The organism is Arthrobacter sp. MMS24-S77, from assembly GCF_054888235.1.
Genome location: NZ_JBTZRN010000001.1, coordinates 3,308,178 through 3,332,345, shown reverse-complemented (window position 1 = coordinate 3,332,345; position 24,168 = coordinate 3,308,178). Strand labels below are relative to the sequence as shown.

The following is a 24,168-nucleotide window of genomic DNA, read 5'->3' as shown; positions in this document are numbered from 1 at the left end:
GTACTTTGCTAAGGGCTGCCGGCAGCACTGCTGCTGTCAGCGCCACTGAAAAGTTTGCTACCGAAAAGTTGGCGGCAGGCTTCCAACTCTATCCATACCTTGTAGCACGCATGGCCGACATTTACTGGTCGTCGCACCGATTGGAACTGCTGCACTCCGAACTTGAGGAATCCATTGCGCACGTTCGTCTCTGCAACCGCAGTGATCTTTGCCCTTCTGCTCACAGGAATCGCCGTCCCGATGGCGTGGACGGACGCCAACATCGTCCGGGAAGAGGGGTTCGTTGGGCTCACTGCTTCGCTCGGGAAGGACCAGGCGTTCCAGGCCCGCCTGGCGGCCACCGCCGTCGGAAGCCTTGAATCCAGAGTCAATCTACCGGCGTCGGTGGAACAACTTGGTGCCTCGCTCCTTAAGGACGCAGCCTCGTCGATGTCCACGTGGCCGGAATACCCCCAAGCCTGGAATGAAACCGTGCGCCGGAGTCACCAGCTGAATTTTTCCGGCGGTGCCGGCTCTTCGAACCCGGGTGCGCTGACGTCCCTGGTGCTCGACGTCGGACCCCTTGCCAAGCTCGCTGCGGACCGCCTGCATGCGACAACCGGCCTTCCCATAACGCCCCCGGATTCCATCCAGATCAGCATCGGAGGTCCGGCCCAGCGCCAGCAGGTAGACACAATCGCCGCCTATGCGCCGATGTGGTGGATCCCAACCCTGGGCGCCATCCTGTTGTTGGCTTTGGCGCTGCTGGCCGCGAGGCGCAGGGGAGCGGTCGTCTTGTTCGGCGGACTGGGCTTGGCCGCACTTGCAGCACTGTGGCAAGTGGCTACGACCGTGCTGAAGGGCGCAGGCGATGCGGGCTTGGGCGGAACCGCCACAGGCGGCCTTTTCGCGCGGCAGTTGGTGGCGGCGTCGGTCGACAATTTCACCGGCTGGATCACGATCGCTTGGATTGCCGCGGGAGTACTTGCGCTTCTCGGCCTGCTCGGTGTGATCTTCTCACGCAAAGCCAGGCCGAGCGTGCGGGCGAACGCTGCCGGTAGCATGGAGGGATGACCAGCTCAGCAGTTTCCATTCCGATGCCCACTGTCCCGCGTAGGCGTCGGACGCCGGAAGAGGTGCTGGCCGCCGCCCCGGTATCCGGCCCCAAACGAGTCCTGCTCGCGGCTCCTCGCGGATACTGCGCAGGAGTTGACCGCGCAGTCATCGCAGTGGAGAAGGCGCTGGAACATTATGGCCCGCCTGTATACGTGCGCAAGCAGATCGTGCACAACGTGCACGTCGTCACGTCCTTGGAGGAGAAGGGCGCCATCTTCGTCGACGAGACGGATGAGGTACCCGAAGGCGCACTAGTGATTTTCTCGGCCCATGGGGTGTCCCCGGCCGTAGTTCAGTCGGCCGAAGACCGCGGGCTGCGCACCATCGATGCCACGTGCCCCCTTGTCACGAAGGTGCACCGCGAAGCCGTCCGCTTCGCCAAGGAAGACTACGACATTCTCCTCATCGGCCATGATGGTCACGAGGAAGTGGAAGGTACGGCCGGCGAAGCTCCGGACCACATCCAGATCATCAACGGACCGCACGAAGTGGACAAGGTGACCGTGCGCAATCCGGAGAAGACCATCTGGCTTTCACAGACCACCCTGAGCGTGGACGAGACCATGGAGACGGTCCGGATGCTCAAGGAACGGTTCCCCACGCTGCAGGATCCGCCCAGTGACGACATTTGCTACGCCACTACCAACCGCCAAGTGGCCATCAAGAAGATTGCTCCGCAGGCAGACCTGGTGATCGTGGTGGGATCCGCGAATTCCTCCAACTCGGTGCGGCTTGTCGAAGTGGCGCTTGAGTATGGTGCCAAGGCCTCCTACCGGGTCGATTTCGCGAACGAGGTTGACGAAAGCTGGTTCGAGGGCGTCGCAACGGTTGGAGTGACCTCCGGCGCTTCCGTTCCCGAAGTCCTGGTCCAGGACGTTCTCCGCTTGCTTGCCGACTATGGCTACGGCGCTGTTGAAGAAGTGGTGACAGCGGAGGAAGACTTGCTGTTCTCCCTGCCGAAAGAACTGCGCGCCACCCTCAAAGAGGCCGGAGACGTTACTCGCGCCTTGGGCGGACGCGGAAACCGCCCGACGTCGTAGGCGGTACCCGGCGGTCCCCGGACAGTCTCAGGCGGGTCCTAGGCCGCGGATTCTCCTTCGATCAGTTCGGGCGCGGCCAATGTCCGTGGCACTGCTTCCACTGCCGGCGGTGACACCAAGCCGTCGGCGTCCATGGCATTGAGTTTCCGTGCCGTAGGCAGTACGCGAGCCTCCAGTGTTCCGACGAGTGCGTTGTAGCGATCCACGGAGGTCTTCAGCGACGAGCCCAGCTTGCCTACGTTGTCACCAAGAGTGCCCATGCGTTCGTACAGCTGGCGGGCGAGCTCGAAGAGTTCCCGGGCGTTGTCCGTCAAAACGTCCTGGCGCCAGGTGAACGCAACGGATTTGAGTACGGCCAGCAAGGTCCCGGGGGATGCCAGGACCACGTTCCGGGAGAGGGCATGGTCCAAAAGCGCCGGGTCCGCTTCGAGGGCGGCGGCGAGGATCGACTCTGCCGGCAGGAAACAGATCACGAGCTCAGGCGAGTTGCCGGGGATGTCCCAGTACTTTTTGGACCCCAGGGCATCCACGTGGGACTTGAGGGCCTTCGCATGAGCCAGGAGCAAGGCGTCCGTGCTATTTCCTCCCCACTGCATGCCATTGCCGTCCGTCTGCGTCCTCTTGCCTGCCGAGTGTCCCGCGTTGCCCTGTTCTTGGGCAGCGAGGTAGGACGCCAGCGGAACCTTGGCGTCGACCACCAACTGCTTCCCCCGGGCAACTGCACAACCAGGTCAGGCCGGACGGCGTTGTCCACGGAAGCGGAATGCACCTGCTCGTGAAAATCGACGTGGCGCAGCATGCCCGCGGCTTCCACCACCCGGCGCAGCTGGACTTCACCCCACTGGCCCCTCGCACTGTTGGACCGAAGGGCCGAGGCCAGGGCGTGGGTGGAGCGCAGCAGCTGCTCATCGGACAATCGGGCTTCCTGGAGCTGCTGGGCAAGCTGGCCGTACTGCTCCAAACGGTCCCTTTCCAGGAGAGAGACCTGTTGCTGGACGGCGGTCAGTTTCTCGGCAACGGGGGCAAGCGCACGCAACACACTGCCGTCCTGGTTCCTGGACTCGTTCAGTTCGCGGTTCTGCGACAACAGAAGGCGCCGTTCGGCGTCGGCGGCCGCAAACTGGGCGTTCACCGCGGCAAGCCGCTCCGAGACAGCGTCGAAATCTTCTTCAAGGGCGGCAGCGCGGCGCCTAAACAGAAGGAAGCCAGCCACAACCCCGGCGGCCGCTCCGAGAAGAAGCATGAACAAAGCGAGTATTACTGCAAAACCATCCATGTCCCCAACCTTGGCATAGGGGTCGGACAATATAGCGAAGCCGGGTCACGGCACCCGGGCGTGGGGTCCAGGGTTCGCCCCGCAAAGCGGAGAAGGGCACTCAACGGGTAGAATCAATGCTCGTGGCTCTTACTATTGGCATCGTCGGACTGCCCAACGTCGGCAAATCAACCCTTTTCAACGCACTGACCCGCAACCAGGTGCTGGCCGCGAACTACCCGTTCGCCACCATCGAGCCAAACGTCGGCGTCGTCAACCTCCCGGACCCGCGCCTGCAGAAGTTGGCGGAGGTCTTCGGATCGCAGCGCCTCCTGCCAGCCGTCGTCTCGTTCGTTGACATCGCAGGAATCGTCAAGGGCGCCTCCGAAGGCGAAGGCCTGGGCAACAAGTTCCTGGCGAACATCCGCGAAGCAGAAGCCATCGCCCAAGTCATCCGCGTCTTCGATGACCCCGACGTTGTCCACGTAGACGGCAAAGTTGATCCGCGCTCGGACATTGAGACGATCAACACCGAACTGATCCTGGCCGATCTCCAGACGATCGAAAAGGCCATTCCCCGGATCGAAAAAGAAGTCAAGATCAAAAAGCGGGAAGCCGCGGAACTCGCAGCTATCCTGGCTGCCCAGGCCGTGCTGGAACGTGGCGACACGATCTTCTCCTCGGTCAAGAGCGACAAGCTCGAGATGGAGCACCTCAAAGAGCTCAGCCTCCTCACGGCCAAGCCCTTCATCTACGTCTTCAACGCCGACGAAGGAATCCTGGGCAGTCCGGAAAAGCAGGAAGAACTCCGCGCGATGGTGGCACCGGCGGACAGCATTTTCCTTGACGCCAAGCTGGAATCGGATCTCGTCGAACTCGACGAGGAAGAAGCCCGCGAGATGCTCGAGATGAATGGCCAGGACGAGTCCGGCCTCGACCAGCTGGCACGCGTAGGTTTCCACACGCTCGGACTGCAGACCTACCTCACCGCCGGTCCCAAGGAAGCCCGTGCCTGGACCATCCACCGAGGCGACACCGCGCCCCAGGCAGCAGGGGTCATCCACACGGATTTCCAGCGCGGATTCATCAAGGCCGAAGTTGTCTCCTTCGATGACCTCATCGCCGCCGGATCCATGGCCGAGGCCAAGTCCCGTGGCAAGGTCCGTATTGAAGGCAAGGAATACGTCATGGCCGACGGCGATGTGGTGGAGTTTAGGTTCAACGTCTAGAACAGCGGCCAGGGCACAGCCGACATCTCACCGCTCGGAGCCGGAAACCGCCCTGCCAAGCGCAACCGGGCGCAGCGAGCGGCGAGCGATGCGATTTCTTCGGCGCTGAGCAAGTCCGCCAGGTTTCGGCCCAGCCCACCGTGCAGTCCTTCGCTAACACGATCGATGCCGTCGAGTTCCTCGGCGGTCAGCGGGTCTCCCAACCACCCCCACAGCACCGTGCGCAGCTTGTGGTCACGGTGAAAGGTGAGCCCATGGTCCACGCCGTGCCGGTGTCCGTCCGTCATGGCAAGAATGTGGTCGCCTTTGCGGTCGGCGTTGTTGACGACCGCGTCGAACACCGCCATGCGTCTGAGCGCTGGTGAGTCTTCGTGAACAAGGGTGACCATCCGTCCGTTCTCGTCTCGTCCCTCGAGAACGGGTTTCCAGCCCGTCTCCGGCACGTGGTCCGTCGCGACAAGGTTCACGGCGTTTTGGGCGGGGTCTTGATCCTGCCAGAGCTGCACCATTCCTTCGCCCATTGGACCATCGCGCAGCCAGGTGTGCGGCACGATGTCCCAGCCGAAGGCCTGCGAGACCAGGTAGGCGGCCACCTCCCGGTGGGCCAGGGTGCCGTGGGGAAAGTCCCACAGCGGAGTTTCGCCTGCTATGGGCTTATAGACGACCACCACGTCGCCGATGCTGCCCAGAAACGTAGCGTTTGAAGCCGTCGTGATGCGACCGGTGAGCGTCAGCTCGGAGGTCACTAGGTCCGGCGCTGGCATCAGACCTCGGGAAGGGGACAGATGTGCCCGTCGGCGTCTATCGGGTAACCGCAGAGCGGGCACGTCGGACGTCCGGCGCCCACGATCTCACGGGTGCGTTTGGCGAATGCGCGGGCGGTGCCGACCGGCATGCGCACCAGCAGCATTTCGGTCTCGTTAGCGCCGTCCTCATCAAGCGATGGGTCGTTGTCATCAGCATCGACGTCGGCGATGGGGTAGGCCTCTAGTACGACCTGGGCCGTGGTTGGGTCCCAGCCTAAGCTCATGACGCCGGTGCGAAACTGCTCCTGAACGGCCTCGAGCTGGTCATTGTCGACAAGTTCAATGGGAGTACTCGTGGGAACGCTGAAGGGGTTGCCCTCCACGGTGATGAGCTGGTCGAGAATTTCGTCGATCTTCTCCGCGAGCAGAGCCGACTGCTGCTTCTCCAAGGCAATACTTACGATCTGCGTCCCTGCGCGCACCTGCAGGTAGAACGTGCGCGCCCCCGGAAGGCCAATGGTGCCTACGACGACCCGATCAGGCCAGGCAAACTCGTGAACACGTGTAGGCATGTCAGTATTCTAGGCACATGAGGTTCATGGCGCCTTCCGCCCTGCACCGCCGCCCACCGGCGCATCGCCAGAGTGGATGCCGTTTGACAGCCACGACAGGTCACCCGCGTCAGTATTGGTCGCGTAGACGCTCGGCCGACTACCGCCGTAGCGCACGATTGATACGGAGCCGGGTCCCACGGTAATACGCTGGAACAGGTCGAGGTGCATGCCGAGCGCGTCGGCGAGGATTGACTTGATGATGTCACCGTGACTCACCGCAACCCACACGGCTTCGGGCCCGTGCTCGGCTTCGAAGGCTGCATCGTGGCGTCGAATCGCCGCCACCGAGCGAGCCTGCATCGCGGCCATGGATTCACCTCCGGGGAAGACGACGGCGGACGGTTGGGACTGCACAACCGGCCACAGATCCTCGGTCGCGAGATCACTGAGCGTGCGGCCCTGCCACTGGCCGTAATCGCACTCGGTGAGATCGGGATCGACCGGCGCGTAAGGCGTGCCAGTCTGGCGATCGAGGATGAGACGGGCGGTCTGCTGACAACGCTCAAGCGGGCTCGACACCACCGCGACCAAGGGCACCGCCGCGAGCCGGTCTCCAGTCAGAGCCGCCTGGTCGCGCCCGACTTGGTCCAGGCTGACGCCGACCGCCCGCCCGGCCAGCAGCCCCGTGGCATTGGCTGTAGTGCGGCCGTGCCGCACGAGAATAACTGTCGCCATTCACCCAGCCTAACCACCCGCTCGCTGCGGTGGAGCCGATATTTACGCCGTCCTATCCGGCACGGGGTAGACCAGGGCGACTTCGCCGGCCGGACGCCTGCTGCCCACGGCGAGCACGGCGTTTACATCCTGGTCAGGTGCCCCGTCCTTCGTCGATGGCCGAGCCCCAGCATTCAGCCGGCGGGGAATCGGGGGGCTCGGACGGTCCACAGCGAACGGCTTTCCTCCTCCGGATCGTGCGCGCAGCCCAACGTCGTGCCGAGACGCTTCCCTGTGACGGAACGTGGTGGGGCTCCGATTTAACGTCTAGCGTTATTAACGCTGTGCGTTATATCCTGATGTCATGATCAGGTCGTTCGGGAGCAAAGACACCGAACGACTGTGGCGTCGTGAGCATGTGGCTTCGATGGATTCACGGATCCTTCGGTCCGCCCTCCGCAAGCTTCGCCAGGTGGGGTCCGCGGAGTCGATCGAGGATCTCCGCGTTCCACCGGGGAACCGGCTCGAAGCATTGAAAGGTGACCGGGCCGGTCAATACAGCATCAGGATCAACGACCAGTGGCGGATCTGCTTCAGGTGGACAGACGCTGGACCAGAGGAGGTGGAGATCGTTGACTACCATTGACTATCTTGCGCCGATTCACCCAGGTGAAGTTCTCATGGAGGATTTCATTGAGGGTTTCGGCATCACGCAGAACAAGCTCGCCGTGGCGATCCATGTGCCGCCGCGCCGAATCAATGAGATAGTGCACGGCAAGCGTGCGATCACAGCCGACACGGCACTACGTCTCGGCAAGTATTTTGGAACGTCGGCTCAGTTCTGGCTCAACCTGCAGACGCATTACGATCTCGACGTTGCCGAAGATCGTGCGGCTGGGCAGATCGCTGCCATCACGCCTCTCAAGGTCGCGTGAACAAATCGGTGCGGCTGGTCATCGACATGCCGGTACAGTTCATCTCGCGAGTTATCCACATAACGCAACTCAGCGGTCCTGCGCAGCTTGCGCTTTGGCAATACTTGGTGAATGGGAATCAGATATTACGCATATGCATTCGACGGTGACCTCACTGAACAGGTGCTTTCCGACCCGATGACCTTCGTGTCGGTCGATCCGCTTGCTGATGCTTGGGGCCTTGACCCTGGTGTCGGGATCAGTGGTACCACCTTCGAACAATTGATATCTGAGCGCGACATGCTCTATCTGGACAAGGCATGGCGGCATCTGCAGGTTCTCACGGCACCATTGGGGGCGGCCATGGCGGCGCGACCCGCTTTTCGCATGTTTGAAGGCAACGTGACCATGCATGGCGAAGGTTGGGATCCGTGGGTAAGGGCCTTGACTCCGTCCGAGGTTTTGGCGATTGCTCAGGACTTGGACGATATCTCTGATGCGGAGGTGAGGCTGCAGTTGCCGGATTCGCCATGTGTCGATCGGGACCTCGACGTCGAGTATGCCGTTGGCTATCTTCGACGGGCTCGGGTCTTCGCCACCAATCTCGCCGACGAGGGGCGCGGCATGGTCTACCTGATCGGGTAACGATCATCCTGTCTTAACCCCGACGGGCGACATCTTGGCTCAGGATACTAGGCCAGGTTTCGACATCTCCTGGGGTGCGGGCGACCGTGAGCGTTGCTTGCGGGAGCAATGCCGCAAGGGATTCCGCGGTTGACAGCGGGTGGCCCGGGTCATCGACCCACGCCAAGATTGTCGTCGGTACATCGATTCGCGCGACGGCCTCAGGAGCAGGCAGATCGCTGAGTGCCGCGCCTCGAAACAACGACGGCAGGAGAGCGTCGGCAACATCCGGCACCGTCTCCGGCGCACCAATCGTGGCTGGCGGCGGTGTCGTTCCGCGGGTGGTGGCGAGGAACGCCTCGACACCAACAGATTCGATAAGCGCCGCGGCAGCCCGGTAGTTTGCAGCCTGTGCGGCTCGGGTTTCCCACGCCGTGGGCGGCACCATAAGCGTGAGCCCAGTAAAGCGGCCTGGCTCGCGGGAAGCGGCGTGCAAGAGTGTGCCGGTACCCATGGAGGGACCGACTCCGTGGACACGTTCGCCGGGGAACCAGTGATCGAGCAGTCGCAGGAGGTCGTCGGCCAGGCTTTGCCATTGATATTCCTCGGGGACCTTCCGCCCCGTCGACCGGCCATGGCCGCGTGCGTCGTACCGCAGCAGTCGAGTTCCACTGAGCCCTCGACCGAGGTCGAGGTTGAGCACCCGATCGCGCCCGCGGCTTGAGGTAAGGCCATGCAGCTGGACAACGGGGTGCCCGCCTTCGTCACTCAAAGCAACCGCAAGCTCGGCTCCGGGAACCTCGAAAGTGGGCATCAGGCTCCTCGCTTCGTGACTGGCCGCGTCACCTTGAGCGGCCGCGTTGAGCATTCAGGTTATCTGGGGCGATAGGATACTGCCATGCGGCTGACCAACGTCACGCACCTGCGCCTACCGTTCGGACGACTTTGGGGCTACGACGTCAGTGTCTCAGCGTCCGATCGGCGTCTTCCGGTGTCCTTTGACCAGCGGCTCCATGTGGGGGCAGGCGACCGCCCCGGCTCCTGGATGGCATTGTCTTTTCGGCTGCCTACGCCGACCCGTCGTGAGTCAATTGCCGATGCCTGGCTGGCTGTCGTCGCCCGTCATGGCACATTACGAACGGCATTCGTGCCCGGTGCGGATGGTGATCCGGAGCTGCGCGAAATTGATATTGGTCCGGGAACCTGGGTGGAGCATCAGGTATCTCCTGGCCAGGCCGTCAATGACGCGGTGCGGGACATTCTCGATGCCGCATGTTCGCCATACCAACAGCCCTCACACCGGCTGTGCGTATTGGAGACGGCTGCCGGACTCACCGTCGTGATTGCGGCCGACCACGCCCACGTCGATATGTGGTCGATGCTGGTGATCGCGCGCGACCTGCTGTCGGCGCTCGATGCTGGGAGGGCGGGCCGTGAGTCGTTTCCCGGGCCGGCGCCGGCATTTGTTGAGCACACGCAGGCACTGCTAGATCGGAATGCGGCGCCGGACCACGTGTGTCACCGATGGGCGGACATCATCGGGGACAGCGGCGGCGTAATGCCGCAATTCCCATTGTCCCTGGGTGCGCCCGATCCGCAGCGCGAGCGCGTAGAAGTTCGCGACGTGTTCGATCTCGACGACGGTGCCGCATTTGCTGCGCAGGCCCGCAGCGACGGTGTCTCGACGCTCGCACTTGCTGTTGTTGCTATGACAGCGGTGACCCTCGAGTTGGCGGGCACCCCGCTGCGAGCCGTTTTTCCCGTGCACAGCCGCTTCGACGAGAACTGGCATGACTCAGTCGGCTGGTTCATTACTAATTCGGTACTTGAGTCGGCGGTCGCCGAGCCGCGCGCTGCGGCGGCCGCGGTAAAAGAGGCTGTCCAGCTTGGCTCGTGGCCGCTCGCGGACGTGCTGGCTCCATGGGGCGGCATGCCCGTAGCTCCTGGTATGTTCGCGATCTCCTGGCTGGACCTGCGCAAACTGCCGGTGCGAATCGACTCGGTCGCACTCGACGCCCATTATGTGAGCGCGACAATCGACACCGACAGCGTCATGCTTTGGTTCATCCTGGACGAGTCCGGTCTGCACTTGAGATGCCGTTATCCTGACACCGTTGAGGCTCGAGCCAACGTCGGCGGATGGCTTGATCTGCTGGTCGCTCGTTTGCAAGCAGATGCGCGATCCTCGGTTCGAGGACTGCTGCGGGTGGCGGGGCGGACCTTCAGGCTGGAACGGGCGAGTAGCGATGATGTCGAGGCCATCGCCGCGCTGCTGTCCGATGATCAGTTCGGTCCCGATCGCGAGTGCGTCGAGCTCGAACGATACGAGACGGCCTACAACTTGGTTGTTCGCGACAGTTCCAACTACCTGGGGGTTGTCCGCAATGATGCCGATCGCATCGTTGCCACGATGCAATTGACCGTCATTCCAGGTCTTTCCCGGGGTGGTTCTTCCCGACTACAGATCGAGGGACTGCGAGTTGCGGCCGCGGAACGTTCACATGGCTTGGGCACGGCGATGCTTGAGTGGGCACACAATTTTGGGCGTGCGCGCGGGGCACAACTGGCACAGGTGACCACCGACGAAGCACGGGAACGGGCTCGAGCCTTCTACACTCGACTCGGATATCGGACTGCCCACGTCGGGTTGAAACGGCGCCTGTAGTAGTTCCGCTTCAAGGTGTAGTGCCCAGCCATTTTCAGTGATGGAGAATTAACTGATAGAAGCCCCGGTTCGCCTTGAACCGGGGCTTCTATCGTGTCGGCCGGATCACGGAACCACTTGGACGTCCTTCAATGATTGCATCTCGATAACAAACTTTACTGGCGGGAAACTTTGGACCCAAACACCCGCTCCGGGCGCTAGGCTACTGCTCATGTGAGACCAGCCACAAGCCTGCTGAGGGGGTTGTGGCAGTCTGCCGGAGTCAACAGCGCCGGCTTTTTCCACTCAAAAAAATAGGAGGCGGAATGCGTTTCGGACGTACTTCCAAAGCAGTGGGTATCGCGGCAATCGCCGCAATCGCACTGAGCGCCTGCGCCGGCAATACCGGCGGCAACACCCCGTCCACCGGAGCGGTCAAGCAAGGTGGCACGGCCACCGTGGTGGAAGTCAACGCTTTCAACACGTTCAACCCCAACACCGCCGACGGCAACACTGACATCAACTCCAAGGTCAGCTACGCCACGCACTCGGGCTTCTACTACATCGACAACAAGCTGAATGTCGTCCATAACGACAAATTCGGCAAGATGGAGAAGGTCTCGGACAATCCGCTGACTGTGAAGTACACCATCAACGACGGTGTGAAGTGGTCCGACGGCACGCCCGTTTCGGCCGCAGACCTCCTTCTGCAATGGGCAGCGTTCTCCGGCTACTACGACGATGCCGACGCCAAGGCCAAGACCGGCACGTCGTACTTCTCCTACGCTGGTGACAACTCGGGCCTCAGCCTGACGGATTTCCCGGAGATCAGCAATAACAACAAGACCCTGACGCTCAAGTACTCCAAGCCCTTCTCCGACTGGGAGATCGTGCTGGGTGGCCCTGGCATTGACATTCCTGCCCACGTCCTGGCCCAGAAGGCCGGACTGAAGGACACCCAGGCCTTGATTGACTTCTTCAAGAGCAAGCCGCGCGGAGATGCCAAGGCACCCCAGCCCGCGGACGCGAAGCTGAAGGCAATGTCGGACATGTGGAACACCGGCTTCGACACGAAGACGCTTCCCGCGGACCCGACCCTGTTCCTGTCAAACGGTCCCTACATCGTCAAGAGCATGAACCAGGACCAGTCCCTCACCATGGTCCGCAACAAGGACTACAACTGGGGACCGACGCCGAGCCTTGACGAAATCACCGTCCGCTACATTGGTTCGGCACCGGCTCAGGTCCAGGCACTCAAGAACGGCGAGGCGGACATCATTGCTCCGCAGGCATCCGCTGACACTCTCGACCAGCTGAAGGCACTCTCCAGCCAGGGAGTCACCGTTGACCAGGGCAACCAGCTGGCCTTCGACCACTTGGACCTGAACTACTCGGGACCGCTGGCCGACCAGAACGTGCGCCAGGCCTTCATGAAGACTGTGCCCCGCAAGGACATCGTCAACAAGATCATTGGCAAGCTTGACCCGAACGCCAAGCCGCTCGACTCGCAGATCTTCGTCCCGCAGCAGGCTGCCTACGCGGATTCGGCCAAGAACAACGGTTCCTCGGCCTACCAGGACGTCGACATTGACGGCGCCAAGAAGCTCCTCAACGGTGCCACTCCGGAAATCCGCATCATGTACAACAAGGACAACCCCAACCGTGTTGACGCCTTCTCGCTGATCCGCGAATCGGCTACCAAGGCCGGCTTCAAGATCGTCGACGGCGGCCTGGGCAAGTCCGACTGGGGCAAGGCACTGGGCAAGGGCGGCTACGATGCCACCATCTTCGGATGGATCAACCCGGGCGTTGGTGTCTCCGGCGTTCCGCAGATCTTCAAGACCGGCGGCGGCAACAACTTCAACCAGTTCAGCAACGCTGACGCTGACAAGTTGATGGAAGAGCTCGTGGTCACCACCGACCGCAGCAAGCAGGATGACCTCGAGAAGCAGATCGACAAGAAGATCTGGGACTCCGCATACGGTGTGCCGCTCTTCCAGTCCGTCAACGTGGACGCTTACAGCGACCGCATCACCGGTGTGAAGCTCATGCCGAACCAGACTGGTGTTTGGTGGAACTTCTGGGAGTGGGCTCAGAAGTAAGGCCCAACTCAGCGAGCAATATCGCCAGCCGAGGCGCCGGGACCGACGTATCATGGTCCCGGCGCCTTCGGGTTGGTGAACCGGCATATTGTCTGCTTCCCATCGACCTCATGCAGGGAAGGGGCACGATTCTGCGATAGGCGCCGGCGACCCCGGGCCTGGATTTCGAGGTTCTTCACCATGGTGACCTATATCGTCCGGCGGCTCATAACCGCCGCATTCATTCTTCTTGGAGCATCGTTCCTGGTGTATCTCCTGACAGCGTTGTCCGGAGACCCCTTGGAAGAGCTCCGCACCAGCAGTGCACCGAACCGGCAAGCATTGATGGATGCGCGAATCAATCTGCTCGATCTCGACACACCAGCGCCGCTTCGCTATTTCAAGTGGCTGGGCGGCGCCGCCCAGTGTCTCGTTCCCTTCGGCAACGCCTGCAACCTCGGCAAGAACATCGCCGGGCAGCCAATCACGGAGGCCCTCGGCTTCGCACTGGTTCAAACCCTGACGCTGGTTACCGGCGCGACAATTCTCGCGATTCTCATCGGCATTTCGCTCGGTATCGTCACCGCACTCCGCCAGTACAGCGCGTTGGACTATGGCGTGACGTTCATGGCCTTCCTCTTCTTCTCATTGCCGATCTTCTGGGTAGCCGTCCTTCTCAAGGAGTTCGGCGCCATTGGATTTAATGACTTCCTGCGAAATCCGGAAATTCCGCCGACCGTGGCTCTTGGAATTGGAGCGGTCTTGGGCCTCATTGGGGCCGTCGTCGTGGGCGGTGCGGTGAAACGCCGGCTGATCGTCGGTGGCTCTGTCTTTGCCGCCGTTTCGCTTATTCTCTTCTACTTCTCGCTGACTCAATGGTTCCGCAATCCGGGCCTGGGGCCGGTCATCATCGCGATCATGGGGGCGGGAATCGCCGTCGGAATCACCATCTTGGTTTCCGGACTCAAGAACCGCAAAGCACTGCAATCGAGCCTGATTGTGGTGGGCATCGGTGTGATCGCCTATTTCGCTGTGCAGCCCCTGCTTAATGACGCGACCGGGCTCATGATCTTCCTCCTTGCAATCGCCACCATTCTGGTTGGCGTCGCGGTGGGCTACTTCATGGGCGGTTACGACCGCGGCCAATCCATGCGCGCTGCCGGAATCACGGCCTTCTTGGTCGGAGCCCTTGTGGTGGTAGACCGGTTCATGCAGGCCTGGCCGTCTTATTTCAGCAACAGCCGGGTGCGCGGACGCCCGATCGCCACTATCGGGGCGGGAACACCGAACATCCAAGGCGATTTCTGGATCATGTCAACAGACACCTTGACCCACCTCGTCTTGCCGACCATTGCACTGATCCTTGTCTCGTTGGCCAGCTACACGCGGTTCACACGCTCGTCGATGCTCGAAATCATGAACATGGACTACATCCGGACAGCACGCGCCAAGGGCCTGAGCGAGCGTTCCGTGATCATGGGCCACGCCTTTCGGAACGCCCTGATTCCGATTGCAACGATCGTCGCCTTTGACATCGGTGCATTGATCGGTGGTGCCGTCATCACCGAAACGGTCTTCTCCGTGCGGGGCATGGGTTTCTTGTTCATTGACGGACTGCTGCACACGGACCCGAACCCGGTGATGGGCGTGTTCCTTTGTGTGGCCATCACCGCCATGGTCTTCAACCTGATAGCGGACCTCGCGTACTCCGCGCTCGACCCACGCGTAAGGATCAAAGCATGAGCCAGCCAACCCAAGAGGAAGAACTCCTCGCGCAACAGGCGCTTGCCGAAGCTGCGGCCACCCAAACAGGCAGCGAAGTCACCAGCGGCCTGAGCCAGGGCCAGATTGTCCGCAAGAGATTTTTCGGCCACACAGGCGCCCTCATAGGACTCGCAGTTTTCGCGGTGATCTTCCTGCTTGCCTTCACCTCGGTGGGCGCGTTCGGAATTCCCGGGTGGTGGAAATACAATCACGTGGACGTCTCGCCGCTCGTCAATGATGGTGCTCCAACCTCATCGCTGTGGCCCATTGCGTGGGGTGAGCATCCGTTCGGCCAAGACCGGATCGGGCGCGATCTGTTTGCCATGACGATGCGAGGAGCGCAGCAGTCAATCACGGTGATGCTCCTGATCGGTGGCATCGCAGGTGCGATCGGCGCCATCGTCGGGGGGCTTGCCGGCTATTTCCGAGGCTGGGTCGAAGCCATTCTCATGCGCCTGACCGACGTCATCATCATCATTCCCCTGCTGCTCCTCGCGGCCGTGGTCGGCCAGATAGCCAACCGCAGGGACGAGGGCAGTTGGTTGACCGGATTTGCCGCCAACAACGGCGTCGTCATTCTTGGTATCTTCCTCGGTTTTGTCAGCTGGGTGGGCCTGGCCCGACTTGTCCGAGGTGAGTTCCTGACCCTCCGCGAGCGGGAGTTCGTCGACGCCGCGCGGATCTCCGGGGCCTCGAACGCCAGGATCATCTTCAAACACATCCTCCCGAACGCTGTCGGTGTGCTGATCGTCAACGTGACACTGACCATGTCCGCCGCCATCCTCTTGGAGACCGCCCTCAGCTACTTGGGCCTCGGAGTGAAGGCTCCGGACACATCGCTAGGCCTGCTGGTTGCGCAGAACCAGGAAGCTTTTGCCACTCGCCCATGGCTGTTCTGGTTCCCGGGCTTGTTTATCATCCTCATCTGCCTCAGCATCAACTTCATCGGCGATGGCTTGCGGGACGCTTTCGACCCGCGGCAGAAGAAGTTCCGGGCCAAGTCCGCGGTCGAGACCGCAAAGCACTCCAGCACGACGACGGCGCCGGTCGCCGATACTCCGAAGGGCAGCTGAGTGGGACCCGCCCGGGGAACCCTAATACCGGTAGACCGCCCAGTAACTGGCCGCGGCCAGTGCCACCGTGGCCGCCACGCGGAACCATCCAACCGTTACCGCAACTATGGCGTCCTCCGCCCGGCCGGGTTCAACCTGGCCGGACTCCACGAGCGCCTGCCAGCGGGTGCGGACCAAGACGGCCGCTGCACCCGAATCGGTGTTCTTGAGATCTCCGGGACGAACCGAGCTGCCGGGGCCGTAGGTGGTGTCCGGGAGCCCCTTCAGGTGCTCGGGGCGGGCATTGCGCCCGCCCCAAATCCCAGGCGCAGGCGCAGCCCACGCGGAGTATTTCTTGCGTGGCGTCAAGAGCGTGAGGGCGTAGCGGGTGTCCACCTGAACCAGGGCATCCCATGGGACTTCAACGGTCCTGTAAGGGTTCTCCAGCCGCACGCCGGAGTCCAGGACCACCACCGCCGGGCGCCAGAACAGCAACCAGCCGATGAAGGCAACAAGGAGCAGGGGAGCGGTACCCGGAAGGGCTCCCGGACCGGCCGCCACAAGCGTCACGATCACCCCGAAGGCCGCTATTGCCCAGCAAGCCCAAGCGAACAACCTGCTGGTGCGGGCCTTGAAGATTTCGATATTTCCAGCATGGGGCTCTCGGCTCATGCCCCTAATAATTCAGGATTCCGGGCTACTTCACTAATCACCCCTTGGAGGGTGGCCCGGGTGGAAGGGAATACCCAACATGACTGACAACGCCAGCCCCGAACCTGAGGCAACCCCGCTTGAGACTGCCTCGGACAAGAGTGCGCCTGGGAGCGTGGTCCTGGAAGTGCGCGATCTCAGCGTCGACTTCGGTGTAGAGAAGAAATGGGTCCCGGCCGCCATTGGACTGAACTATGAGGTCAGGGCAGGCGAAGTCCTCGCCATCGTCGGTGAATCCGGCTCCGGCAAGAGTGCCAGTTCCATGGCCTTGCTGGGATTGCTGCCCAGCAACAGCCGGGTCACCGGGAGCGTGAAGCTCTCCGGCAAGGAGTTGCTTGGCGCCAAATCCGGCACCATCAGGGAGGTCCGCGGCAAGGACGTTGCCGTCATCTTCCAGGAACCGATGACGGCGCTCAACCCCGTCTACACGGTGGGTGCCCAGATTGTTGAGACGATCCGGCTCCACAACGTGGTCTCCCCGGATGAGGCCAAGGAGCGCGCACTGCGCATGCTGGACCTCGTGGAGCTTCCTGACCCGGAAAAGGCGTTCAAGTCGTACCCCCATCAGCTTTCCGGCGGCCAGCGCCAGCGGGCCATGATCGCCCAGTCGTTGTCCTGCGACCCGAAACTCCTGATCGCGGATGAACCCACCACGGCCCTGGATGTGACGGTCCAAGCTGAAATCCTGGACCTGATGCGCCATCTGCGCAACAAGCTGGATAGCGCCATTGTGCTCATCACGCACGACATGGGTGTGGTGGCCGACCTCGCTGACCGGATCGCGGTAATGCGCAAGGGCGTCATAGTAGAAACCGGCACGGCGCAGCAGATCTTCAGCAACCCGCAGCACGAATACACGCGGGCGCTGCTGGCAGCTGTTCCCCACTTGGGACAGGGCGCGGACAGTCCCGACGTCGATGTCACTGCGGCCCTGGCCGCGGCCACGAACACGGAGCTCGAATCCGTTGAGCATGACGAGCTGCTCCGCCGGGAACGCGAAAACCAGGCTGCTCTGAAGGCAGCGGCGGAAGAAGCCGCCAGACCCAAGGGCAACCCGGTGCTTGAGCTGATCGACGTCGCGATCGAATACCCCAAACAGGGCCGTGTTCCGGCGTTCCGCGCTGTCGAGGGAGCAAACCTGGTCATCTACCCTGGCCAAGTTGTGGGCCTGGTCGGTGAGTCGGGATCCGGCAAGACGACCATTGGACGCGCCGCCGTCGGACTCCTGCCTGTGGCCGCAGGCAGCATGCGCGTGGTGGGTCAGGACATCTCCGCCGCGAAACGGAATGGAAAACAGCTCCACGAGGTGCGCCGGGACATCGGCATGGTTTTTCAGGATCCGTCGTCGTCGCTGAATCCGCGCCTGCCTATCGGTGAGAGCATCGGCGAACCGATGTTCCTTGCCGGGGTCGCCAAGGGAGTAGAGCTGCAGAAGCGGATCGAGAACCTTTTGGACCAGGTGGAACTGCCCCGCGGTTACCGCAACCGTTACCCGCATGAGTTGTCGGGCGGGCAGAAGCAGCGTGTCGGTATTGCGCGTGCGCTGTCCCTGCAGCCAAAGCTCATGGTGGCGGATGAGCCGACGTCGGCACTGGACGTTTCGGTGCAAGCGAAGGTTTTGGAACTCTTCCAGAACCTACAGAAGGAGCTGGGATTCGCGTGCCTGTTCGTGACGCACGACCTCGCCGTGGTTGACGTCCTGGCTGACCGGATTTGCGTGATGCAGCGTGGCCGGATCGTGGAGCAGGGCACCCGGGAACAGATTCTTCGTAATCCGCAGGAACCTTACACGCAAAGGCTGCTTGCTGCTGTGCCGCTTCCGGACCCGGAGAAGCAACGGGAGCGACGGGAACTGCGAGCCCAACTCATGGCCGCCGGCATCGAGTAGCAACTGCGCGAGCCACGGCTCGCGGCACAGACGGACTGCCGCTCATCGCGCAAGAGTCCCCGTGGTCAACAGTCCACGGGGGCTCTTTTTGTGCTTCGAGCGTCCTTGTGCGGTTCCGCGAAAGACGCTTTGGCGTGCTCGAAAACCCCCGGGTTTTCGGCGAAAAGCAGGGGTCAGGCATGTCGAGTGTACCAAGGAGTAACCCATTACGTGAAGTGACTGCTTCATTTACTTGAAATGACTGCTTCATTACTAAAACTGTCAAGAGCATACTTGTGCCGTTTGTGCCAATGGGATTCCACATTTCGGACAACGTGTGGTTAGGATTACACATCCATGTAGGCCGCGTCACAGGATAATTCTGTGCCTGGCCCCGGGGCAGCCATGAGTTGCCCCGACCCATCCCCCTGAATCCATAGGAGGCGGAATGCGTTTTTCGCGCACTTCCAAAGCTCTAGGCTTGCTGGCAGTTGCCGCACTTGCCCTTACCGGATGCGGCAGCGCCGGCTCCGGAAGCAGCGGCCAGGCTGCTGCCGGCGATCCGAACAAGATCATCACCGCATACAGCAATGAACCCCAGCACCCCCTGCTGCCGTCCAACACCAACGAGGTGTACGGCGGCCGCGTCGTTGAACTCCTGTTCGAAGGCCTGCGCAGCTACGACGCCAGCGGAAAGTCCGTGAACGCCCTCGCGGAATCCATTGACACGACTGACGGCCAGAACTACACCATCAAGGTGAAGAAGGGCACCAAGTTCACCAACGGCGAGGAAGTCACCGCCAAGAGCTTCGTTAACGCCTGGAACTTCGCCGCACTGAGCACCAACGCGCAGGCCAGCAGCAGCTTCTTCGAGTCGATCGATGGCTACGACGCTGTCAGTGCAACCAAGAAGGAAACGGGCGCGGACGGCAAGTCCAAAGACGTTCCTGCGCCGACCGCGCAGACCATGTCCGGCTTGGTCCTGAAGGACGACTCGACCATCACGGTGAAGCTGGCCCAGCCGGAAGCCGACTGGCCGTTGCGCCTCGGCTACTCCGCCTTCATGCCGCTTCCGTCCGATGCCCTCAAGGACCCGAAGGCCTTCGGCGAAAACCCCATCGGCAACGGCCCGTACAAGATGGCCGCCAAGGGTGCTTGGCAGCACGACAGCCAGATCGCCCTTGTCAAGAACGCCGACTACCAGGGTCCCCGCGTGGCCAAGAACGGTGGCGTGACCTTCAAGTTCTACACCGATCCGGCGCCGGCATACACGGACATCCAGGCCAACAACCTTGACGTCACGGACGTCCTGCCGACGAACGCCCTGAAGACCTACACCACGGACTTCCCGGACCACAACCTCAACAAGGCTTACGCAGGCAACGCGACGCTCAACATCCCGAACTACCTGCCTGAGTTCCAGGGAGACGCCGGCAAGCTCCGCCGCCAGGCCATCTCCATGGCCATCAACCGCGACGAGATCACCAAGGTTGTCTTCAACGGCACCCGTATTCCGGCCAAGGACTTCACGTCTCCCTCCGTTGACGGCTACAACGCCAACGTAGCGGGCTCCGATGTCCTGAAGTTCGACGCCGCGAAGGCGAAGGATCTTTGGGCCAAGGCGGAAGCCATGAGCCCGTGGCCGGCCGGCAAAACCCTCCAGCTCGCGTACAACACCGACGGTGGCAACAAGGAATGGATCGACGCCGTTGCCAACAACCTGAAGAACAACCTCGGCATCAAAGCCGAAGGCCAGCCGTTCGCCAAGTTTGCCGAAATCCTGAACCTCCGCAAGGCCAAGACCCTTCCGGGCTTCACCCGCGCAGGCTGGCAGGCAGACTACCCCTCGCTGTTCAACTTCCTCGGCCCGCTGCTGAAGACCGGCGCTAGCGCCAACTACGAGGGATACAGCAACCCGGAATTCGACAAGCTGCTGACCGAAGGCCTCGCTTCCAAGTCCACGGACGATGCGAACAAGAAGTTTACCCAGGCACAGGAAGTCCTGTTCAAGGACCTTCCGAACCTCCCTCTGTGGTACCAGGCACGCCAGGCCGTATGGAGCCAGAACGTTACCAACGTTGACTCCGGCTGGAACGGCGTCCTGCTCTACTACAACATCACCGCAAAGTAGTCCTCTGGACTCGTTCCAAGCTCGCTAGTGCATGGGGGTCCGGTCACAAAACCGGGCCCCCTGTGCGCTTGATCCAGCACGAAAGCTGTCCCACATGAATCCCCTTAGTTTCAAGAGCGCTCAGGAAACCTTGCTGTGATCCAGTACATCCTCCGGCGTTTGCTGCAGGTCATCCCGGTCTTCCTGGGAACCACCCTGCTTGTGTATTTCATGGTCTTTGCCCTCCCGGGCGACCCCATCCGCGCCTTGTTCGGCGACCGGCCTCCCAGCGAGTCCGTCATTGCCGCCCTGCGCCAGCAATACAATCTTGACCAGCCGTTCTGGGTCCAGTATGGGCTGTTCCTTAAGAACCTGTTCACTTTCAACCTCGGCGTTGACTTCACCGGTCAGCCCATCGCCGCCACCCTTGGCCGCATCTTTCCCGTGACCGCCATGCTCGCCGTCGAGGCCCTTGCCATCCAGGCTGTATTCGGTGTGGCTTTCGGCCTGATTGCCGGCCTGCGCAAGGGAAAGCTCTTTGACTCCACCGTGCTGGTTGCCTCCCTCGTCGTCATCGCTGTCCCCACCTTCGTGCTGGGCTTCGTGCTTCAGCTCGTCGTCGGCGTGCAGCTCGGCTGGGCCAAGCCGACCGTCGGATCCAACGCGGATTGGGGCACGCTGATCCTCCCGGCCACGGTGCTTGGCCTCGTGTCCTTTGCCTACGTGCTGCGCCTGACCCGCGCCTCGGTCATCGAAAACATGAACGCTGACTACGTCCGCACGGCAACCGCTAAAGGCCTTTCCCGCCCTCGCGTGGTCCTGGCCCACATCCTGCGAAACTCCATGATCCCCGTGGTCACCTACCTGGGTGCGAACCTGGGTGGCTTGATGGGCGGCGCGATCGTCACCGAAGGCATCTTCAACGTGCCCGGCGTCGGACAAAAGCTCTACCAAGCAGTGATCCGCAGCGAGGGCCCCACCGTCGTTGCGATCGTGAGCGTCCTGGTGCTGGTCTTCGTTGCCGCCAACCTGTTGGTCGACCTCCTCTACGCCTGGCTTGACCCCAGGATTCGCTATGAAAAGTAGATCCGCTATGAAAAGTAACCGTCAGATCGAGCACTACGTTGCCCCCATCGACGAGACCCCGCTGCTGGCGACCGATACCCTCAAGGTCGACGCGGCACCCCTGAGCCTGTGGGCAGACGCCTGGCGGAAGCTCCGCCGTCGTCCGCTCTTCATCATCTCCGCGCTCATGATCTTCCTGCTCCTGATTGTCGCTTTCTTCCCTGGCCTGTTTACGCAGACAGCCCCGAACGACAACTGCCAGCTTGCAGACTCCCTGGCGGGCCCCTCGGCCGGCCATCCTCTCGGATTCACCTTCCAGGGCTGCGACATCTACTCCCGCGTCATCCACGGCACGCAGGCATCCTTGACGGTCGGCGTCGTCTCGGTCCTCTTCGTCCTGGTCATCGGCGTCACGCTCGGCGCGCTGGCCGGTTTCTTCGGCGGCTGGATTGACACCGTCATTGCCCGCATTGGCGACATTTTCTTCGCCCTGCCTTTGGTCCTCGGCGCGCTGGTAGTCACCCAGCTCCCGTTCTTCCGCGAGAACAAGAGCGTCTTCACGGTGGTCATGGTCATCGTGATGCTCGGCTGGCCGCAAATGGCCCGTATCACCCGTGGCGCCGTGATCGAGGTCCGCAACGCTGATTTCGTCACGGCGGCCCGCTCGCTGGGTGTCTCGAAGATCGGCACCCTGGTCCGGCACGTCGTTCCGAACGCGCTTGCGCCGATCATCGTCCTGGCCACCATGGAGCTGGGTGTCTTCATCGTCACTGAAGCAACGCTCTCCTTCCTTGGCATTGGCCTGCCCGGCAGCATCATGTCGTGGGGTAACGACATTTCCGCGGCGAAGGACACTCTGCGCACCAACCCCGAAGTGCTGATGTTCCCCGCAACCGCACTGTCCATCACGGTCCTGAGCTTCATCATGCTTGGCGACGCACTGCGTGACGCCCTTGACCCCAAGAGCCGCAAGCGATGAAGGAGGCAATCATGACAACGTCCAACGTCACCATCAACGAGGCCGGAACCGAAGAGCGCCCGCTCCTTGAAATCAGGGACCTCGCCATCTCCTTCCAGACGGCGAGCGGCGAATTCCAGGCCGTCAAGAACGCGCATCTGACCATCATGCCCGGCGAGACGGTCGCCATCGTGGGGGAGTCCGGTTCGGGAAAGTCGACGACGGCGCTTGCCGCGATCGGTCTCCTGCCGGAGAACGGCCGGGTTTCCGGCGGGCAGATCCTGCTCGACGGCGAGGACATCTCGCACGCGCCGGAACGGCGCATGATCGAGCTGCGCGGCAACACGATCGGCATGGTCCCGCAGGATCCGATGTCCAACCTCAACCCGGTGTGGAAGATCGGCTACCAGGTCCGCGAGACGCTGCGCGCCAACGGCAGGCCCCATGCTCCGGCTGATGTGGCTCGTGTCCTCGCAGAAGCAGGCTTGCCGGATTCGGCGCGGCGTGCCAAGCAGTACCCGCACGAATTCTCCGGCGGCATGCGCCAGCGGGCCCTGATTGCCATTGGCCTGTCCTGCCAACCGCGGCTGCTTATTGCAGACGAACCGACGTCGGCCCTCGACGTGACGGTCCAGAGGCAGATCCTCGACCACCTCGAGACCATGACGGCGGAGCTCGGCACGGCAGTCCTGCTCATCACCCACGATCTTGGCCTCGCGGCTGAACGCGCGGACAAAGTTGTGGTCATGTACCGCGGCAACGTGGTGGAAGCCGGCCCTTCGCTGGAACTGCTCCGCAACCCGCAGCACCCCTACACCCAGCGGCTGGTGGCATCGGCCCCGTCCTTGGCTTCCCGCAGGATCCAGGCAGCCAAGGCTGAAGGCATCCAAACGGAAGAACTCCTGGCACCCACTGAAGCTGTGGTGGAAAAGGCACTCCCAGAGGACGTCCTGAAAGTCGAGAGCCTCAGCAAGGTCTTCAAGCTGCGCTCAGGAGTGGGCAGGTCCACCGACTTCACCGCGGTGGACAACGTCTCGTTCAACGTCAAGCGCGGCACGACGACGGCGATCGTGGGGGAGTCGGGCTCCGGCAAGTCCACGGTCGCCCAGATGGTCCTCAACCTCCTTCCTCCGACGTCGGGACGGATCGTGTTCGACGGGGTGGACACCTCCACGCTGAACAGCCGCGAGATCTTCAAGTTCCGGCGCCGCGTCCAGCCGATCTTCCAGGACCCGTACGGTTCCCTCGACCCGATGTACAACATCTTCAGGACCATCGAGGAACCGCTCCGGACCCACAAGATCGGTGACAAAGCCAGCCGCGAGAAGAAGGTCCGGGAGCTCCTTGACCAGGTGGCGCTGCCGCAGTCCACGATGCAGCGGTACCCGAACGAGCTCTCCGGCGGGCAGCGGCAGCGCGTCGCGATCGCCCGGGCCCTGGCGCTCGATCCCGAAGTGATCATCTGCGACGAAGCGGTCTCCGCCTTGGACGTACTGGTGCAGGCCCAGGTGCTGAACTTGTTGGCCGAGCTGCAGTCCAACCTTGGCCTGACGTACCTGTTCATCACGCACGACCTTGCCGTCGTACGGCAGATCGCGGACCATGTCTGCGTGATGCAGAAGGGCAAGCTCGTGGAAACGGGCAGCACCGACAACGTCTTCGATTCGCCGCAGCAGGAGTACACCGAGGCACTCCTCAACGCGATCCCCGGAGCGAGCCTGATGCTGCCGCCCGCGGTGGCCTGA

General features: G+C 62.2%; 20 protein-coding genes and 1 pseudogene. 15 read left to right on the top strand and 6 right to left on the bottom strand.

Features of this window, described 5'->3' with window-relative positions; genetic code table 11:
• Nucleotides 1-174: 174 nt before the first annotated feature.
• Nucleotides 175-1,053, top strand: coding sequence for a hypothetical protein (locus tag ACX5I4_RS15200; RefSeq protein ID WP_461837379.1), 879 nt, complete (start codon nt 175-177; stop codon nt 1,051-1,053).
• A complete protein-coding gene (locus ACX5I4_RS15195; RefSeq protein ID WP_461837378.1) occupies nt 1,050-2,135 on the top strand; it encodes a 4-hydroxy-3-methylbut-2-enyl diphosphate reductase in 1,086 nt (361 codons plus the stop codon). The genes ACX5I4_RS15200 and ACX5I4_RS15195 overlap by 4 nt, the downstream gene beginning before the upstream one ends.
• 38 nt (nt 2,136-2,173) lie before the next feature.
• Here ACX5I4_RS15195 and ACX5I4_RS15190 read toward each other — a convergent pair.
• Nucleotides 2,174-3,411, bottom strand: a pseudogene (locus ACX5I4_RS15190) (DNA recombination protein RmuC).
• A 122-nt stretch (nt 3,412-3,533) separates the two neighbouring features.
• On the opposite strand from ACX5I4_RS15190, the gene ychF reads away from it, so the two are divergent.
• Nucleotides 3,534-4,619 carry a redox-regulated ATPase YchF gene (ychF, locus tag ACX5I4_RS15185; protein WP_461837377.1) on the top strand — a complete coding sequence of 362 codons (1,086 nt, stop codon included), beginning with the start codon at nt 3,534-3,536 and terminating at the stop codon, nt 4,617-4,619.
• On the opposite strand, the gene ACX5I4_RS15180 is transcribed toward ychF, so the two are convergent.
• Genes ACX5I4_RS15180 through ACX5I4_RS15170 form a run of 3 tightly spaced genes read right to left on the bottom strand, consistent with a single transcriptional unit; the run spans nt 4,616 to nt 6,654 of the window.
• Nucleotides 4,616-5,383 carry an SCO1664 family protein gene (locus ACX5I4_RS15180; RefSeq protein ID WP_461837376.1) on the bottom strand — a complete coding sequence of 256 codons (768 nt, stop codon included), beginning with the start codon at nt 5,381-5,383 and terminating at the stop codon, nt 4,616-4,618. The two genes, ychF and ACX5I4_RS15180, sit on opposite strands and share 4 nt — an antisense overlap.
• Complete coding sequence (locus ACX5I4_RS15175; RefSeq protein ID WP_461837375.1) at nt 5,383-5,937, bottom strand: DUF3090 domain-containing protein; 555 nt, start codon at nt 5,935-5,937, stop codon at nt 5,383-5,385. The genes ACX5I4_RS15180 and ACX5I4_RS15175 overlap by 1 nt, the downstream gene beginning before the upstream one ends.
• Nucleotides 5,938-5,961: 24 nt before the next feature.
• Nucleotides 5,962-6,654 (bottom strand): histidine phosphatase family protein, encoded by a 693-nt coding sequence (locus ACX5I4_RS15170; RefSeq protein ID WP_461837374.1) that lies wholly within the window; start codon nt 6,652-6,654, stop codon nt 5,962-5,964.
• Between the two features lie 343 nt (nt 6,655-6,997).
• Here ACX5I4_RS15170 and ACX5I4_RS15165 point away from each other — a divergent pair, with 343 nt between their 5' ends.
• The 3 genes from ACX5I4_RS15165 (at nt 6,998) to ACX5I4_RS15155 (ending at nt 8,192) form a co-directional block, all read left to right on the top strand.
• Entirely contained in the window at nt 6,998-7,279 is a 282-nt protein-coding gene (locus tag ACX5I4_RS15165) for a type II toxin-antitoxin system RelE/ParE family toxin (protein WP_234748389.1), read from the top strand.
• A complete protein-coding gene (locus ACX5I4_RS15160; protein WP_234748386.1) occupies nt 7,266-7,568 on the top strand; it encodes a HigA family addiction module antitoxin in 303 nt (100 codons plus the stop codon). The genes ACX5I4_RS15165 and ACX5I4_RS15160 overlap by 14 nt, the downstream gene beginning before the upstream one ends.
• A 111-nt stretch (nt 7,569-7,679) precedes the next feature.
• Nucleotides 7,680-8,192 (top strand): hypothetical protein, encoded by a 513-nt coding sequence (locus tag ACX5I4_RS15155; RefSeq protein ID WP_461837373.1) that lies wholly within the window; start codon nt 7,680-7,682, stop codon nt 8,190-8,192.
• 13 nt (nt 8,193-8,205) lie between these two features.
• Here ACX5I4_RS15155 and ACX5I4_RS15150 read toward each other — a convergent pair whose 3' ends face one another.
• Complete coding sequence (locus ACX5I4_RS15150) at nt 8,206-8,985, bottom strand: alpha/beta fold hydrolase (RefSeq protein ID WP_461837372.1); 780 nt, start codon at nt 8,983-8,985, stop codon at nt 8,206-8,208.
• A gap of 84 nt (nt 8,986-9,069) precedes the next feature.
• On the opposite strand from ACX5I4_RS15150, the gene ACX5I4_RS15145 reads away from it, so the two are divergent.
• The 4 genes from ACX5I4_RS15145 to ACX5I4_RS15130 all read left to right on the top strand — a co-directional run bounded on the left by ACX5I4_RS15145 (nt 9,070) and on the right by ACX5I4_RS15130 (nt 15,733).
• Entirely contained in the window at nt 9,070-10,836 is a 1,767-nt protein-coding gene (locus ACX5I4_RS15145; protein WP_461837371.1) for a GNAT family N-acetyltransferase, read from the top strand.
• A 305-nt stretch (nt 10,837-11,141) separates the two neighbouring features.
• On the top strand, nt 11,142-12,917 hold the full coding sequence (locus ACX5I4_RS15140; RefSeq protein ID WP_461837370.1) for an ABC transporter family substrate-binding protein: 1,776 nt from the start codon (nt 11,142-11,144) through the stop codon (nt 12,915-12,917).
• 180 nt (nt 12,918-13,097) lie between these two features.
• Complete coding sequence (locus ACX5I4_RS15135) at nt 13,098-14,639, top strand: ABC transporter permease (RefSeq protein WP_461837369.1); 1,542 nt, start codon at nt 13,098-13,100, stop codon at nt 14,637-14,639.
• Nucleotides 14,636-15,733 carry an ABC transporter permease gene (locus tag ACX5I4_RS15130; protein ID WP_461837368.1) on the top strand — a complete coding sequence of 366 codons (1,098 nt, stop codon included), beginning with the start codon at nt 14,636-14,638 and terminating at the stop codon, nt 15,731-15,733. The genes ACX5I4_RS15135 and ACX5I4_RS15130 overlap by 4 nt, the downstream gene beginning before the upstream one ends.
• Before the next feature lie 21 nt (nt 15,734-15,754).
• On the opposite strand, the gene ACX5I4_RS15125 is transcribed toward ACX5I4_RS15130, so the two are convergent.
• On the bottom strand, nt 15,755-16,384 hold the full coding sequence (locus ACX5I4_RS15125) for a PH domain-containing protein (protein WP_461837367.1): 630 nt from the start codon (nt 16,382-16,384) through the stop codon (nt 15,755-15,757).
• A 79-nt stretch (nt 16,385-16,463) separates the two neighbouring features.
• Here ACX5I4_RS15125 and ACX5I4_RS15120 point away from each other — a divergent pair, with 79 nt between their 5' ends.
• The 5 genes from ACX5I4_RS15120 to ACX5I4_RS15100 all read left to right on the top strand — a co-directional run bounded on the left by ACX5I4_RS15120 (nt 16,464) and on the right by ACX5I4_RS15100 (nt 24,168).
• Nucleotides 16,464-18,311, top strand: a complete 1,848-nt coding sequence (locus ACX5I4_RS15120; protein WP_461837366.1) for an ABC transporter ATP-binding protein — start codon at nt 16,464-16,466, stop codon at nt 18,309-18,311.
• A gap of 427 nt (nt 18,312-18,738) precedes the next feature.
• A complete protein-coding gene (locus ACX5I4_RS15115; protein WP_461837365.1) occupies nt 18,739-20,421 on the top strand; it encodes a peptide ABC transporter substrate-binding protein in 1,683 nt (560 codons plus the stop codon).
• Nucleotides 20,422-20,556: 135 nt separating this feature from the next.
• Nucleotides 20,557-21,486 (top strand): ABC transporter permease, encoded by a 930-nt coding sequence (locus ACX5I4_RS15110; protein ID WP_268021050.1) that lies wholly within the window; start codon nt 20,557-20,559, stop codon nt 21,484-21,486.
• Between the two features lie 7 nt (nt 21,487-21,493).
• Entirely contained in the window at nt 21,494-22,444 is a 951-nt protein-coding gene (locus tag ACX5I4_RS15105) for an ABC transporter permease (RefSeq protein WP_461837364.1), read from the top strand.
• An 11-nt stretch (nt 22,445-22,455) separates the two neighbouring features.
• Nucleotides 22,456-24,168 carry a dipeptide ABC transporter ATP-binding protein gene (locus ACX5I4_RS15100; RefSeq protein ID WP_461837363.1) on the top strand — a complete coding sequence of 571 codons (1,713 nt, stop codon included), beginning with the start codon at nt 22,456-22,458 and terminating at the stop codon, nt 24,166-24,168.

Coding starts and splice junctions, on each gene's coding strand:
- ACX5I4_RS15145 (WP_461837371.1), top strand. CDS start 9,070: ATGCGGCTGACCAACGTCACGCACCTGCGCCTACCGTTCGGACGACTT.
- ACX5I4_RS15195 (WP_461837378.1), top strand. CDS start 1,050: ATGACCAGCTCAGCAGTTTCCATTCCGATGCCCACTGTCCCGCGTAGG.
- ACX5I4_RS15155 (WP_461837373.1), top strand. CDS start 7,680: ATGGGAATCAGATATTACGCATATGCATTCGACGGTGACCTCACTGAA.
- ACX5I4_RS15180 (WP_461837376.1), bottom strand. CDS start 5,383: ATGCCAGCGCCGGACCTAGTGACCTCCGAGCTGACGCTCACCGGTCGC.
- ACX5I4_RS15105 (WP_461837364.1), top strand. CDS start 21,494: ATGAAAAGTAACCGTCAGATCGAGCACTACGTTGCCCCCATCGACGAG.
- ACX5I4_RS15135 (WP_461837369.1), top strand. CDS start 13,098: ATGGTGACCTATATCGTCCGGCGGCTCATAACCGCCGCATTCATTCTT.
- ACX5I4_RS15175 (WP_461837375.1), bottom strand. CDS start 5,937: ATGCCTACACGTGTTCACGAGTTTGCCTGGCCTGATCGGGTCGTCGTA.
- ACX5I4_RS15150 (WP_461837372.1), bottom strand. CDS start 8,985: ATGCCCACTTTCGAGGTTCCCGGAGCCGAGCTTGCGGTTGCTTTGAGT.
- ACX5I4_RS15115 (WP_461837365.1), top strand. CDS start 18,739: ATGCGTTTTTCGCGCACTTCCAAAGCTCTAGGCTTGCTGGCAGTTGCC.
- ACX5I4_RS15165 (WP_234748389.1), top strand. CDS start 6,998: ATGATCAGGTCGTTCGGGAGCAAAGACACCGAACGACTGTGGCGTCGT.
- ACX5I4_RS15120 (WP_461837366.1), top strand. CDS start 16,464: ATGACTGACAACGCCAGCCCCGAACCTGAGGCAACCCCGCTTGAGACT.
- ACX5I4_RS15100 (WP_461837363.1), top strand. CDS start 22,456: ATGACAACGTCCAACGTCACCATCAACGAGGCCGGAACCGAAGAGCGC.
- ACX5I4_RS15130 (WP_461837368.1), top strand. CDS start 14,636: ATGAGCCAGCCAACCCAAGAGGAAGAACTCCTCGCGCAACAGGCGCTT.
- ACX5I4_RS15125 (WP_461837367.1), bottom strand. CDS start 16,384: ATGAGCCGAGAGCCCCATGCTGGAAATATCGAAATCTTCAAGGCCCGC.
- ACX5I4_RS15140 (WP_461837370.1), top strand. CDS start 11,142: ATGCGTTTCGGACGTACTTCCAAAGCAGTGGGTATCGCGGCAATCGCC.
- ACX5I4_RS15170 (WP_461837374.1), bottom strand. CDS start 6,654: ATGGCGACAGTTATTCTCGTGCGGCACGGCCGCACTACAGCCAATGCC.